This is a genomic window from Flavobacterium sp. CBA20B-1 (assembly GCF_028473145.1).
In the GTDB taxonomy this organism is placed as follows: Bacteria; Bacteroidota; Bacteroidia; order Flavobacteriales; family Flavobacteriaceae; genus Flavobacterium.
Genome location: NZ_CP092370.1, coordinates 827,157 through 842,645 on the forward strand (window position 1 = coordinate 827,157; position 15,489 = coordinate 842,645).

Annotated in this window: 12 protein-coding genes; 10 read left to right on the top strand and 2 right to left on the bottom strand. The window is 34.9% G+C overall.

Annotation, left to right across the window (positions count from 1 at the left end; translation table 11 throughout):
• Positions 1–639 precede the first annotated feature (639 nt).
• Positions 640–2,415, bottom strand: a complete 1,776-nt coding sequence (gene sppA / locus MG290_RS04155; protein WP_264562642.1) for a signal peptide peptidase SppA — start codon at positions 2,413–2,415, stop codon at positions 640–642.
• Between the two features lie 108 nt (positions 2,416–2,523).
• Here sppA and folK point away from each other — a divergent pair, with 108 nt between their 5' ends.
• A complete protein-coding gene (gene folK / locus MG290_RS04160) occupies positions 2,524–3,672 on the top strand; it encodes a 2-amino-4-hydroxy-6-hydroxymethyldihydropteridine diphosphokinase (protein WP_264562643.1) in 1,149 nt (382 codons plus the stop codon).
• Here folK and MG290_RS04165 read toward each other — a convergent pair.
• Complete coding sequence (locus MG290_RS04165) at positions 3,662–4,198, bottom strand: RNA methyltransferase (protein ID WP_264562644.1); 537 nt, start codon at positions 4,196–4,198, stop codon at positions 3,662–3,664. The genes folK and MG290_RS04165 overlap by 11 nt on opposite strands.
• A 204-nt stretch (positions 4,199–4,402) precedes the next feature.
• Between MG290_RS04165 and MG290_RS04170 the strand changes: the two genes are divergently transcribed.
• From MG290_RS04170 to rodA, 9 genes are all read left to right on the top strand, one after another.
• Entirely contained in the window at positions 4,403–4,813 is a 411-nt protein-coding gene (locus tag MG290_RS04170; RefSeq protein ID WP_336297994.1) for an FUSC family protein, read from the top strand.
• A gap of 95 nt (positions 4,814–4,908) precedes the next feature.
• Positions 4,909–7,515 (top strand): DNA mismatch repair protein MutS, encoded by a 2,607-nt coding sequence (mutS, locus tag MG290_RS04175; RefSeq protein ID WP_264562646.1) that lies wholly within the window; start codon positions 4,909–4,911, stop codon positions 7,513–7,515.
• 69 nt (positions 7,516–7,584) lie between these two features.
• Positions 7,585–8,169, top strand: coding sequence for an HPP family protein (locus MG290_RS04180; protein WP_264562647.1), 585 nt, complete (start codon positions 7,585–7,587; stop codon positions 8,167–8,169).
• Between the two features lie 148 nt (positions 8,170–8,317).
• Positions 8,318–9,850, top strand: coding sequence for a bifunctional phosphoribosylaminoimidazolecarboxamide formyltransferase/IMP cyclohydrolase (purH, locus tag MG290_RS04185; protein ID WP_264562648.1), 1,533 nt, complete (start codon positions 8,318–8,320; stop codon positions 9,848–9,850).
• A 45-nt stretch (positions 9,851–9,895) separates the two neighbouring features.
• Positions 9,896–10,924: a rod shape-determining protein gene (locus MG290_RS04190; RefSeq protein ID WP_150011300.1), complete on the top strand. Its 1,029-nt coding sequence runs from the start codon at positions 9,896–9,898 to the stop codon at positions 10,922–10,924.
• A 16-nt stretch (positions 10,925–10,940) separates the two neighbouring features.
• On the top strand, positions 10,941–11,774 hold the full coding sequence (gene mreC / locus MG290_RS04195) for a rod shape-determining protein MreC (RefSeq protein WP_264562649.1): 834 nt from the start codon (positions 10,941–10,943) through the stop codon (positions 11,772–11,774).
• Complete coding sequence (locus tag MG290_RS04200) at positions 11,767–12,273, top strand: rod shape-determining protein MreD (RefSeq protein WP_264562650.1); 507 nt, start codon at positions 11,767–11,769, stop codon at positions 12,271–12,273. Before mreC ends, MG290_RS04200 begins: the two co-directional genes overlap by 8 nt.
• Complete coding sequence (mrdA, locus tag MG290_RS04205) at positions 12,270–14,186, top strand: penicillin-binding protein 2 (RefSeq protein WP_264562651.1); 1,917 nt, start codon at positions 12,270–12,272, stop codon at positions 14,184–14,186. Before MG290_RS04200 ends, mrdA begins: the two co-directional genes overlap by 4 nt.
• A complete protein-coding gene (rodA, locus tag MG290_RS04210) occupies positions 14,173–15,450 on the top strand; it encodes a rod shape-determining protein RodA (RefSeq protein ID WP_264562652.1) in 1,278 nt (425 codons plus the stop codon). The genes mrdA and rodA overlap by 14 nt, the downstream gene beginning before the upstream one ends.
• Positions 15,451–15,489: the final 39 nt, after the last annotated feature.

The following is a 15,489-nucleotide window of genomic DNA, read 5'->3' on the forward strand; positions in this document are numbered from 1 at the left end:
ACCTTTATGTAATTCAAGAAGTTGTTGCATAAGAATGATTAATTCAGTAGATTTACCTATACCAGGATTTCCTAACAAAACAATTTTATTATGATCTATCAGAGCTTCTGATAGAGTTACTCTTTTTATATCTGAGAAAAAATCAAGGGTAGAGGATTTTTCTTTATTTCTAATATATCTTGGCTCATTAAACCATGCGAAAGTAATAATTGTGTTTAGTGTTTATATTTTCTAAAAATATAAAAATAATTCAAATATGTTAAAATTCATTTAATCAAACTATCAACTTTTTTAGTCAATAACTTTAAAAATATCAAACAATTAAATTTGTTATCTTTAACAATGGTTTTAAAGTAACGAATGGGACAGATTATAATATTAAAAACTTCCGAATTATTGTATTAAAGGTGTCCCTCTGTAACGTATTATTAAACTAAACAAATTAAATTATGTATTTAAACTGTCCGCTTTTTGCTGACGATTTATATTACAATAAGTACGAACTACAAACAAGAAAAAACATCAAAAGAGAGATGGAGAAATTATAATAACTGATAAACAATCAAGGCTTACCAAAAAAGTAAGCCTTGATTTTATTTGCGATATATCCTAAGATGATATCAGGGAGTAAACAATAAATTATTTAATATTCAAATGATAAGGCATCATTGCTTGTACGCCTTGTGATTGTTTTAAATAGTTCATTCGTTGTAATAATTCGTAATTTTCTATACCTATTTCTTTTTTAATAGCATCTTGTCCTGCTGTTGAAACAGACATTCCTAAAAATTTACGGAACAAATCGGCTAATTCAATTTCATATTCTGGATAAAGTTTTACTTTGTAATCATCGGTTTTTACCAATTTGGCTGCATAGGCTATGGCATCATCTAAGCTTCCTAATTCATCAACTAAGCCTAATTCTTTTGCCATGGTTCCTGTCCAAACACGTCCTTGTGCCATTTCATCTACTTTTGCTTTATCAATGCCTCTACCAGCAGCTACACGCGAAATAAAAGTATCATAAATAATTTCTATACTTTCGGTAAGTGTTTGGCGGTATTTTGGCGACATTTCTTCAAAAACACTGTATCCATCTGCATTTTCGTGTGTTTTTACCGTTTCTGCATTCACCCCAAATTTATCGGCTACTTTCTTGAAATTCGGAACCATTCCAAAAACACCTATTGAACCGGTAATTGTTCCGGGTTCTGCAAATATTCTGTTGGCATTACATGCAATATAATATCCGCCCGAAGCAGCAACATCGCCCATAGAAACAACTACGGGTTTCACTTTTTTGGTTAATTCAATTTCTCTCCAAATAATATCAGATGTCAATGCACTTCCGCCTGGCGAATTTACACGCAACACTACCGCTTTGATTTTGTCATTGGTTCGTGCTTCTTTCAATGCTCGGTTTATGGACTTTTCTCCAATGGTGTTCACGCTTCCCTCTCCTCCTTGAATTTCACCTTGCGCAAAAATTACTGCAATTTGATCTTTAGCCGATATTTTAGTAATGCTTAAATGTGTATCTTTTATGTAATCTAAAATGTCTATTTCATTGATTTCCTCATCTATCTTAACACCTAAAGCTTTTTTAATGCCGTTATGGTATTGATCTAAATAAGCAATTTTATCGATTAATTTATTTTCTAATGCCAAATTAGCATTGCGTGCATTCAAATTAGTAGCAACATTATTGAGTGTTTCTACCGAAATTTTTCTATTCTTAGAAATGTCTCCAACATACGATTCCCAAATCGAATTTAAAAGAACGGTTAACTGCTCCCTGTTTTCATTGCTCATGGTTTGCTGTAAAAAAGGTTCCACGGCACTTTTGTATTTTCCATGGCGAATTACTTCCATGTGGATTCCGGTTTTTTCTTGTAAATCTTTCATATACAAGACTTCCGATGCCAAACCTTTAAAATCAATACTTCCCATTGGGTTCATATAAACGGTGTCTGCTACCGAAGCCAAATAGTATTCTCCTTGCGAATAATAATCGGCATAAGCCACCACAAATTTGCCCGTTTTCTTGAAAGCTTCCAATTGTTCCATAATAGCTTTTCGCTGGGTAACACCTAAACTGCTGCTGTTATTTTCAATAGAAATTCCTTTGATTTTATCATCGTTTTTAGCATATTCAATCGCCTGTAACACATTGATTAATCCATCGTTATTGGTTTCTCGGAAATCAAATTCTTCAATATAGACACTGCCTCCGTAATCATTGGTAACATCGGCTAAATCTAACTTTATCACCGAATTATTTTTGGTTGATTTTGACGAAGAAGACGAACCACCTGCCGATGCAACCACACCTACAATCAACAGCAAAAAGAAAGACATCATGCAAAACAAGATGATACCTACGAATGTTGCTAATACATTTTTTAAAAAATTCATTGTTGTAAATTTAATCTTTCTGTATTAGTAGTATAATTGTATAAAATGTTACAAAAATTGGATTCTTTTTTTAGGGGAACGAAATGAAACAATTATTATTTTTGCAATATGCACACATATCATAAAGTTATTCTAGCATTAGGAAGTAATTTGGGCGATAAAAAAAGCCATTTAGAAGATGCTATTCGCCTTATTCACAACCATATAGGGATTGTTACACAAACCTCGGCAGTTTATGAAACGCCTGCATGGGGTTTTAATAGCTTTCCGTTTTATAATATGTGTGTGCTTGTGCATACAACTTTAGTAGCCGAAGAATTGTTGGCTGCCTTACAACAAATTGAAAGAAAATTGGGCAGAACTGTTAAAACAAGTGCAAATTACGAAGCCCGAACGGTGGATATAGACATTATTTATTTTAACAATGAAGTTTTAAAAAATCCCAATTTACAGATTCCGCACAATGAAATGCAAAATCGGCAGTTTGTTTTGGTGCCTTTAAATGATTTGGTTTTCGATTGGAAACATCCTGTCTTAGATAAAACAACCCAAGAATTATTGATGGAATGTGCTGATGCATCGGAAATAAAAAAAGTAGATTACATAAAATTACCTATTGAGGATTTTGCTTTTGAAACAATTCATTTTTTAGCAATTGAAGGAAATATTGGTGCGGGAAAAACAACACTAGCAGAAAAAATAGCGCAAGATTTTAATGGAAAAATGCTTTTAGAGCGTTTTGTTGAAAATCCGTTTTTACCTAAGTTTTATAACGATTCTAAGCGATACGCTTTTGCGTTAGAAACATCTTTTTTGGTTGACAGAACTGCGCAATTAAAAGAACAATTACACCTTTATAAAGCTGAAAACAATTTATTGATTGCTGATTATTACATTTATAAGTCGCTGATTTTTGCAGAGGTAACGCTTGATACAGATGAATTTTTTTTATATAAAACCATTTTCGATGCCATGACTAATCAAGTCAAAACACCCGATTTGTATATTTATTTGCATCAAAGCAACGAAAATTTATTGCAAAACATTCAAAAAAGAGGCCGATCTTACGAAAAAGACATTCAAGCGAATTATTTAGAACGCATCACCCAAGGCTATCGCGCATTTATAAAAACATTGCCCAAAGAAAATGTGTTGATAATTGATGTTACCAACAAAGATTTTGTAAACAATCACGAAGATTATTTATATATTTTAGAAAAAATAAATGAAAAATTGCGAAATAAAGCTATGAATTAGCTTGCATTTTCTGAAAAACATCCCATATCACAATACCCCCGCTTACAGATACATTTAAAGAATGTTTAGTACCAAATTGCGGAATTTCAACCACATAATCGCTTTGGTTGATAACTTCTTGATGCACACCTTTCACTTCGTTACCAAAAAACAAGGCATATTTTGTTTGCTTTTCTGGCTGGAAATCGTGCAACATAACCGAACCTTCAACTTGTTCTAAAGAAACAATTCGCACATTTTCTGCTTTCAATCGTTGCACCAATTCAACCACGTTTTTTTCATGTGCCCATTCCACGGTTTCGGTAGCTCCTAAAGCTGTTTTATGAATTTCCTTGTTGGGCGGTGTTGCGGTAATTCCACACAAATAAATTTTTTCAATTAAAAAAGCATCGCAGGTTCTAAAAAACGAGCCAATATTGTGTAAACTTCTAATATCATCAAGCACCACAATTATAGGCGTTTTTGTTGCTAGTTTAAATTCATCTGTGTTTTTTCGGTTCAATTCGTCTAAAATCAGTTTTTTCATGCTTCTTTTTAAAAATCCAAAGATACCCAATTTACAAGTTTTAAAAAAAATCCTTTAGAATATTTTCATATAAATACCACAGCGAATAAATTTGCAACACAAAAGAAAAAAAAGTTGAAAAATGTTGTAAAACACATTATAACGTCGCCTATCATCATTTATACCTTTCGGTGTGTGCTTGGTTTTTTGGCAGGATACCTTTTAATGTTACAATTCCCAAAAATGGAACTTTTCTGGACGTTGCTATCCATAATTTTAGTGATTTCACCAGAAGGTAAAGATTCACAGAAGTTAACTTTAGAACGTGTTCGGTCTAACTTTATTGGTTCAATAGTAGGTTTGCTTTGTTTTTTAATCCACGCAACCAATATATATGTATTGCTTTTAGGAATTGTGGCAACCATTGTTATTTGTTATCTATTTAAAGTAATGAATATGAGCCGAGTGGCAATTGTCGCATTTTTAATAGTGATGCTACAATCGCATACTTTAGAGCAATCAATTGCGCCCATTTTTCGTTTTCTTACAGTAGCATTCGGGTGTTTTATAGGCTTATCTATCACTGTTTCCACTTCAATTGTTATTCAAAAATTACGCAAACATTATAATATTTAATTTGTTATCGAAAAATCTATAAAAAGCAACTCGATTAAGTTGATTTTTTTTCTGTGGTAGAAATGATATATTTGTAAATTAATAAATAAAAAAACATGTCAGCAAAGGAAAAAGTAAAAAAAGAAACCCCATTAATGCAACAATATAATCAGATAAAAGCAAAATATCCCGATGCTTGTTTGCTTTTTCGAGTGGGCGATTTTTACGAAACCTTTGGCGAAGATGCGGTGCGAACGGCAAAAGTTTTGGGCATTACCTTAACCAAACGCGGAGCTGGTTCTACAAGCGAAACCGAACTTGCTGGTTTTCCGCATCATTCCTTAAATGTATATTTGCCCAAGTTGGTCAAAGCGGGATTGCGGGTAGCTATTTGCGATCAGTTAGAAGATCCCAAAATGGCTAAAACCATTGTGAAACGTGGCGTTACCGAATTGGTTACACCCGGCGTTGCGATTAACGATGAAGTGTTGCAATCTAAAAGCAACAACTTTTTAGCTGCTTTGCATTTTGGAAAAAAGAATATCGGAATTGCCTTTTTAGATGTTTCAACCGGCGAATTTCTAACTTCACAAGGGAACGAAGAATACATTGATAAATTACTGCAAAACTTCAAACCCAGCGAAGTTTTGGTTCAAAAAGGGAATAAAAACCATTTTTTGCATCATTTTGGAAGCGATTTTAACTTATTCTATTTAGAGGATTGGATTTTTAAAGACGATTATGCCAACGAAAGCTTAACCAATCACTTTAAAACCAATTCGTTGAAAGGTTTTGGAATTGATGAATTGCAAGAAGGCATTATTTCTTGTGGCGCTATCTTATACTATTTATCTGAAACACAGCATAATAAAATTCAACACATTACTAATATTCAGCGAATTGCCGAAGATGCGTATGTGTGGATGGATCGATTTACCATTCGAAATTTAGAATTGTACGGTTCTGCAAACGAAAATGCCACTACCCTTTTAGATGTTATTGATAAAACCTTGTCGCCAATGGGCGGTCGTTTGTTGAAACGTTGGCTGGCTCTGCCTTTAAAGGATATTGATGCCATTAACAAACGCTTTGATGTGGTCGATTATTTTAAATCGAATGCCGATATTTTACAAAATTTTCAATACCAAATCAAACAGATTTCCGATTTGGAACGATTGATTTCAAAACTAGCTACCGGAAAAATCTCACCTCGTGAATTCGTTATTTTAAAAGAAAGTTTAGATGCGATTATTCCTTTAAAAGAAACCGCCTTGAAGTCTAAAAACGATGCGTTGAAAGTGATTGGCGATAATTTGCATGCCTGCGAACTGCTTCGTGAAAAAATTGCTACAACCATTTCTTCCGATGCCCCGGTTGCTTTGAACAAAGGAAATGCCATTGCAAATGGCGTAAATGAAGAGCTCGACGAATTGCGAAATATCTCCCAATCGGGTAAGTCATTTTTAGAAGCCTTAGAACAGCGCGAAAGCGAGACAACTGGAATTCCTTCGCTAAAAGTGGCTTTTAATAATGTTTTTGGATACTATATCGAAGTGCGAAACACACACAAAGATAAAGTTCCCGAAACTTGGATTAGAAAACAAACGCTTGTAAGTGCCGAAAGATACATCACTGAAGAATTAAAAGAATACGAAGCAAAAATTTTGGGTGCCGAAGAACGCATTTCTAAAATCGAAGCCGAAATCTACGAAAAATTCATCATGTGGTGCGCACAGTATATTCAGCCGGTTCAAATGAACGCCCACCTAGTGGCACAATTAGATTGCTTGCAATCATATACCCAATTGGCTACCGAAAATCAGTATGTACGCCCAATTATTGAAGAAAATCATGTGTTGGATATAAAAGAAGGACGCCACCCGGTTATTGAAAAACAATTACCTGTAGGCACGCCCTATATTTCAAATGATGTGTATTTAGATACGCATTCGCAGCAAATCATCATGATTACGGGGCCTAATATGTCGGGTAAATCGGCTATTTTGCGTCAAACCGCCTTAATTGTTTTGTTGGCGCAAATGGGAAGTTTTGTTCCGGCAAGTGCGGTAACAATGGGGATTGTTGATAAAATATTCACGCGTGTGGGTGCTTCAGACAATATTTCAATGGGTGAATCTACCTTTATGGTGGAAATGAACGAAACCGCATCAATTCTTAATAATTTAACCAATCGCAGTTTGGTTTTGTTAGATGAAATTGGCCGCGGAACATCAACCTACGACGGAATTTCTATTGCTTGGGCAATTGCAGAATACATCCACGAACATCCGCAAAAAGCAAAAACATTGTTTGCAACGCATTATCATGAATTAAACGATATGCAAGAGCAATTCCACCGAATTAAAAACTTTAATGTATCGGTTAAAGAACTCAAAGACAACGTGCTGTTTTTAAGAAAGTTAATCCCCGGCGGTAGTGCACACAGTTTTGGTATTCATGTAGCAAAAATGGCTGGAATGCCTAATTTAGTGGTTCAAAAAGCACAAAAAATATTAAAAAAATTAGAAGCAAGTCACAAAACCGAAAATACGACTGAAGCGTTAAAACAAGACGACTTGCAATTATCAATTTTTAAATTAGATGATCCAATTTTAGAAGAAATTCGCGATGAAATAACTCATCTAGACATCAATACCCTTACTCCGGTTGAAGCCTTGATGAAATTAAACGAAATAAAAAAAATGGTTTCCAAAAAGAAATAGTAATATAGTTTTTAGTTGTGGGTTTTTAGCCTTAAAACTTTCGACTTTAAGACTTTTGACTTTAATAATATGTCAATTAAAAAAAACAAAACCTACCGCAGAACGCGTTACTTGCTGTACAAAGAAACATTAGTTGATTTTAAAGAACATTTTTGGGCTTTTGTAGGATCTTTCGTTGGTTTGGGTACCATAAGCTTTCTACATTTCGAAGCATTGTCAAAATATGATTTAACGCTCATGATTGGATCTTTCGGAGCAAGTTGTGTACTGATTTATGGCGCAATTGGAAGTCCGTTAGCACAACCCAAAAACCTTTTTAACGGACATTTAATTTCAGCAATTATCGGCGTTACATGCTATAAAATTTTAGGCGAGTACGTTTGGATTGCCGGTCCGCTGGCGGTTTCGCTTTCTATTATTGGTATGCAAATGGCAAAATCGCTGCATCCGCCTGGTGGAGCAACAGCTTTAATTGCCGTAACCGGTGGTCCATCAATCACTAATTTGGGTTACGAATACGTTATTTCCCCGGTTTTTACTGGTGTACTTATTTTATTTATTGCTGCTGTGATTTTCAACAATATCCCGCACAAAAGACAATATCCGGTTAAATCGTTTCCGCGTTTGTATCGAAAAAAGGTAATATCTAAATAATTAATTGCATTAGCTTCTATTGATACCTTAAACAATAAAAAAAAGGGATTGAAAAATATTTTAAAATGGCAAAAAATCATCTCAAATAATTTTCATTAAATCAATTACATATACTATTTTTGCAGCTTAAAAACAACATACAACAATAATGAGTACATCTAAACAAATTCAATCGGCATTAATTTCAGTATTTGACAAAAATGGATTAGAACCGATTGTAAAAGAATTGCATAAAAACAACGTAACTATTTATTCAACAGGCGGAACCGAAACGTTTATCAAAGATTTGGGCATTCCTGTTGTTCCGGTAGAAGACGTTACATCGTATCCATCGATTTTAGGCGGACGTGTAAAAACATTGCACCCTAAGATTTTTGGTGGAATTTTGAACCGTCAGGACAATGAAACCGACGTGCAACAAATGATCGATTATGCCATTCCACAGATTGATTTAGTTATTGTTGATTTGTATCCGTTTGAAAAAACAGTTGCATCGGGTGCTGATGAAGCAGCAATTATCGAAAAGATTGATATTGGGGGTATTTCGTTAATTCGTGCAGGTGCTAAAAATTTTAAAGACACAGTGATTGTTGCATCGGTTGATGAATATGAAACATTCTTGAATTTTTACACATCAGAAAATGGAGCTACAACGCTGGCTCAACGCAAATATTTGGCGGCAAAAGCATTCCATGTATCATCGCATTACGATGGTGCTATTTTCAATTATTTCAATCAAGAAATCAACGAACCTGTGTTAAAAATAAGCCAAGGCGAAGCACAAACATTGCGTTATGGAGAAAACCCACATCAAAAAGGAATTTTCTTTGGAAATTTTGATGAAATGTTTGAAAAGTTACACGGAAAAGAGTTATCTTACAACAATTTATTAGATGTGGATGCTGCCGTTAACTTAATGAACGAATTTAAAGGTGATGCTCCTACTTTTGCTATATTGAAACACAATAATGCGTGTGGTGTGGCACAAAAACCAACTATGAAAGAAGCTTATTTGGCTGCTTTGGCTGGCGATCCCACATCTGCTTTTGGCGGTGTTTTAATTGCAAATGGCAATATTGATAAAGAAACAGCAACAGAAATTAACAACTTGTTCTGTGAAATTGTAATCGCTCCTAGTTATGACGAAGACGCAGTGGTAATTTTACAAGAAAAGAAAAATAGAATTATATTAATTATCAAAGATATTGAATTGCCAAAAACACAAGTTCGTACGTGTTTAAACGGAATTTTGTTTCAAGATAAAGACAACGTAACAGATACTAAAGAACATTTAACCAACGTTACCACTTTAGTGGCTGATACAAAACAGATTGAAGATTTATTGTTTGCATCGAAAATTTGTAAACACACCAAATCAAACACAATTGTTTTAGCAAAAAACAAAGAGTTGTGTGCTTCAGGAACCGGGCAAACATCTCGCGTAGATGCATTGAAACAAGCAATTGACAAAGCAAATGCGTTTGGTATTGATTTAACCGATGCAGTAATGGCAAGCGATGCATTTTTCCCATTCCCAGATTGTGTGGAAATTGCTAAAAAAGCCGGTATTGCAGCAGTTATTCAACCAGGCGGATCAATTAAAGACAATTTAAGCATTGATTATTGTAACGAAAACCAAATGGTTATGGTAACCACAGGTATCCGTCACTTTAAACATTAAAAAATAGAACGGAATAGTTTAACTTAACACCATTTTAAAAATTATATGGGATTTTTTGATTTCATGACCGAGGAAATCGCTATGGACCTTGGTACTGCAAATACGTTAATAATACACAACGGAAAAGTTGTGGTTGACAGTCCTTCGATTGTTGCCCGCGACCGTGTTTCTGGAAAAATAATTGCTGTGGGTAAAGAAGCCAGCTTAATGCAAGGAAAAACCCACGACAACATTAAAACTATTCGTCCGTTAAAAGATGGTGTTATTGCAGATTTTGATGCTTCTGAAAAAATGATCAGTTTGTTCATTAAAAGCATTCCCGCATTAAAAAAACGCTTATTTACACCTGCATTGCGCATGGTGGTTTGTATTCCATCGGGAATTACAGAAGTGGAAATGCGTGCGGTGAAAGAATCATGCGAACGTGTGAACGGTAAAGAAGTTTATTTAATACACGAACCAATGGCAGCAGCGATTGGTATTGGTGTAGATATCATGCAGCCCAAAGGAAATATGATTGTTGATATTGGTGGTGGTACTACAGAAATTGCCGTTTTGGCATTGGGCGGTATTGTTTGCGACAAATCGGTAAAAATTGCCGGTGATGTGTTTACAAACGACATCATTTATTACATGCGTACCCAACACAATCTATTTGTGGGTGAAGGAACAGCAGAAAAAATTAAAATTGAAATTGGCGCAGCTATTGAAGATTTAGATCAAGGACCAGAAGATTTAATGGTGCAAGGGCGTGACTTGTTAACAGGGAAACCAAAACAAGTAAATGTTTCATACAGAGAAATTGCCAAAGCATTAGACAAGTCTATTCAGCGTATTGAAGATGCTGTAATGGAAACCTTGTCACAAACACCTCCAGAATTGGCTGCCGATATTTACAATACTGGTATTTATTTAGCAGGTGGTGGATCAATGTTAAGAGGTTTGGATAAACGCATCTCTCAAAAAACCGATTTACCCGTTTATATCGCAGAAGATCCTTTACGAGCTGTGGTTCGCGGAACAGGAATCGTTATCAAAAACATAGAGAAGTTTAAAAGCATTCTTATAAAATAAAAAACGCCAATTTAGTATGCAGCAAATCATTTATTTTATAACAAAAAACAGTACAAAGTTACTGTTTTTGCTGCTTTTAGTAGTTTCATTATACTTAACCGTACAAAGCCATTCGTACCACCAAAGCCAAGTGCTTCACAGTGCAAATGTTGTTTCGGGAACTATTTATGAAAAAACAAATAGCATCACCGAATATTTGCATTTAAAAGAAGAAAACGAACGTTTGGCAGAAGAAAACGTGAAAATGAAACAAATTCTGTACAACAGCCAATTGATTGTTGACAGTACTTTTGCGGTGAATCCAGAAATGCGTATTGCCCAAGACTATAAAATGTTTAAGACAAAAATCATTAAAAATTCTTTTTTTAAAAAAGAAAATTACCTCACTATAAAAGGCGGAAAATTAAACGGAATTAAAAAAGACATGGGCGTGATAAACGCTAAAGGCGTAATTGGCATTGTGGAAAATGTTTCAAAAAATTATGCCACCGTGCAAAGCATTTTAAACAGACACACTAAAATTGGTGCAAAGGTGAGCAACACCAACCACTTTGGAACCATTACTTGGGACGGAAAAAACACCGGATTTGTTCAACTTACCGATATTCCTAAATTGGCAGCACTGCGCAAAGGCGATTCTATTGTTACCGGCGGTATCTCTACAATTTTTCCGGAAAATATTCCTGTGGGAGTGGTTGACAAAGTGTTTACGTCTAAAAATTCAAATTTTTACACTATCAACGTGCGTTTGTTTAACGATATGACTAATATTAGTTCGGTTTATTTAATCGAGCATGTGCACATAAAAGAAATTTCACAACTCGAAGAAGAAACAGTAAGCGATGAATAACACCACACTTCTCAATACTTTTCGTTTTATTGTTCTTGTATTTTTTCAGGTAACAGTATTCAACAATATTCATTTTTTTGGATTTGTAACCCCATACCCTTATATTTTATTTATTTTATTATATCCTTTAAACACCAACCGACATTTATTCTTGATTTTAAGTTTTGTTTTGGGATTAATTCTCGATATTTTCAACAACTCGGGCGGTGTGCATACCACAGCCTGTATAACATTGGCGTTTGTTCGTGAAAATTTGTTAAAAATGGCATTTGGCTACAGTTATGAATTCCACATGATGCATATCACCGATAAGTTTTCTTCTGAATTGGTTACTTACGCTATCACCTCGGTTTTAATACATCATACTGTACTTATTTCACTAGAAGTTTTTAACTTTAGCTTTATTTTGGAGATTTTATTGCGAATTGTAACTTCAGCTGCTTTTACAATCCTTTTAATTTTTCTTATAATAGGATTAATTAAATCGCCACGAAAATGAGAAAACTGTTATTTCCCATCATCATCATTTTGGCTGCAATTGTTATTGTGGCAAGGCTTTTTTATTTACAAGTAATAGATGATTCTTTCTTAAAAAAAGCAGATATAAATGCTTTAAAGATTGTTTACGATTATCCAGAGCGCGGTTATATTTATGATAGAAATGGACAACTTTTAGTAGCCAATCAGCCCAGTTATGATATCATGGTGATTCCAAATGAAGCTAAAAATATTGATACTTTAGAAATTTGCAACATTTTAGAAATCACCAAAGAAGATTATATCAAAAAATTAGAAAAAGCTAAAGTATATTCCCCTCGCCTACCATCGGTATTTTTGGCACAATTAACCAAAACCGAATTTGCTGCTTTTCAAGAAAAAATCCGTCATTTTAAAGGATTTTATATTCAGAAGCGAAACTTACGCGATTATCAGGTGGACTTTGGTGCCAATGTGTTTGGATACATCCGCCAAATCAATGAAATGGAACTGAAAAAAAGACCTTATTACAAATCGGGTGAATTAATCGGTATGCGCGGTGTGGAACAAGCATACGAAGAAGATCTGCGAGGTGTTCGTGGTGTTCATTACATTCAAAAAGATAAATTCAACAAAGAAATAGGCTCTTTTAAAGAAGGAATTTACGATACGGTTGCCGTGAAAGGAAATGATGTGACCATCACAATTGATAAAGAGTTGCAAAAATACGGCGAAGAATTAATGATTCGCAAACGCGGCGGTATTGTAGCCATTGAACCCAAAACCGGTGAAATTCTGGCATTGGTCACAGCTCCGTCTTATGACCCTAGTTTGTTAGTTGGTCGCGACCGTTCCAAAAATTATGTACGAATAGACAGTATTCCTGGTAAACCATTTTTCGATAAAGTGTTGCAAGGACAGTTTCCTCCGGGATCACCTTTTAAAATTTTAACCGGATTAATTGGTTTGCAAGAAGAAGTTATTGATACACAAACGGGATTTTCATGTAGTCACGGATTTTATGTAGGCGGGCGTTTTATGAAATGTCACGATGCCGGTACATGGAACTTGCATCCAGCCATTGCCAAATCGTGCAACACCTATTTTGCGCAAACTTATATGCGAATTATTAACAAATATCCTACATCGTCGCAAGGTGTTGACGCTTGGTATAACCATTTAAAAAGCTTTGGTTTAGACGATTACATGGGATACGATTTACCTTCGGGGCAAAAGGGTCGCATACCCACATCAGACTATTACAACAGGCAATATAAAGGCTGGAACTGGAAAAGCACAACCATCGTTTCAAATGCTATTGGTCAGGGAGAAGTCGTGATGACCCCTATTCAATTGGCAAATGTGATGTGTGCCGTTGCAAATGAAGGGTATTATTACACGCCGCACATCATCAAAAAAATAGAAAATAAACAAATTGACAAATCCTTCATTCAGAAAAAGCAAACCACAATTGATAGGCAACATTTCCGCCCGGTTATCGATGGTTTAGAAGAGGTTTACTTGTCAGGAACAGCAAGCAGATTGCGAATTCCAGATATTACTATTTGTGGTAAAACCGGAACGGTCGAAAACTTTGCAACGGTTGACGGCGAAAAAGTAAAACTACAAGACCACTCGGTTTTCTTAGCTTTTGCCCCCAAAGAAAATCCCAGAATTGTTATAGCCGTTTTTATAGAAAATGGTGGCTTTGGAGCAACATGGGCAGGACCAATCGCATCGTTAATGATCGAAAAATATATAAAAAACGAAATTACACGTACCGATTTAGAAAAACGCATGTTAGAAGGTGATTTATCTGCAAATTATATCCTTAAAGATATTTCAGATAAACAGCAAGAAGAAAAAGAACGTTTAAGACGTTTAGAAAAAGAACGTTTATTAAAACTAAAAGCCAAGCAAAATGGTAAAAACTAAACATTTAGCAAATCAAAGCGTAATATCCAACGTAGATTGGTTGAGTATATTTCTGTACGCAGTGCTAGTGATTTTTGGATGGATGAATATCTATTCTGCCTCATTGCCGCTTGAACCCACCTCTGTTTTTGATTTTAGCCAAATTTTTGGGAAACAATTATTGTTTATTGGAATTACCATTCCGGTAATCATTGTTATTCTATCATTAGATGCAAAAGTTTATGAAAAATATTCCATCATCTATTATTTCATAGGCATATTGCTCTTAATGGGGTTGTTTGTGTTTGGAAAAACCATCAAAGGACAAACCAACTGGTATCAGTTTGGAGGTATTAGTATGCAGCCATCAGAGTTTGCAAAGATTGGAACAGCATTGTTTTTATCAAAATACATTAGCGAAAATCAAACATTATACGAAACCTTAAAAGAGCAAGCCATTCCATTGGGAATCATACTGTTGCCCGTTGCCTTCATTATGTTGCAACCCGATACGGGATCAGCCATGATATTTGCTGTACTTTTTTTAGTTTTATACCGCGAAGGATTTCCCGCTTGGTACTTATGGACTGGATTTATTGCCATACTTCTGTTTATTCTAGCTTTAACCATGCAACCTGTTATTTTAATCATCTTTATTCTTTTAGGATGCATTATTCACTATTTCTACAACAAAAGCATTCATAGAAACCCGATTGTATATGTTCTCTTGGCAGTTGCAATGAGCGCGTTTGTTTTTTCGGTAGATTATGTATTTGAAAATGTTTTAGAATCGCATCAAAAAGACCGTATTAATGTGTTGCTCGGTGGCGATGATGTGAACATGAAGAAAGAAGGTTACAATCTCAACCAAGCCATGATTGCTATTGGATCAGGCGGTTGGATTGGCAAAGGATTTTTAGAAGGCACACAAACAAAAGGCGGATTTGTTCCTGAACAACACACCGATTATATTTTCACAACTGTGGGAGAAGAATGGGGGTTTGCCGGTTCTCTTCTTGTGGTAGCTTGCTTTATTACGTTGATACTACGCATTGTTTACTTATCGGAAAATCAAAAAAATAATTTTGCACGAATCTACGGATATTGCGTGGCAGCTATTTTATTTATGCACTTTTTTGTAAATGTTTCCATGCTTATTGGAATTTTCCCAACAATCGGTGTGCCATTGCCGTTTTTCTCTTACGGAGGATCAAGCTTAATAGCCTTTACTTTACTGCTTTTTATATTTTTAAAATTAGATGCCAATAAAGTAAACGAATGGTAATATGGCATAAAATTTGATTATTTTTACTGAATTATTAAT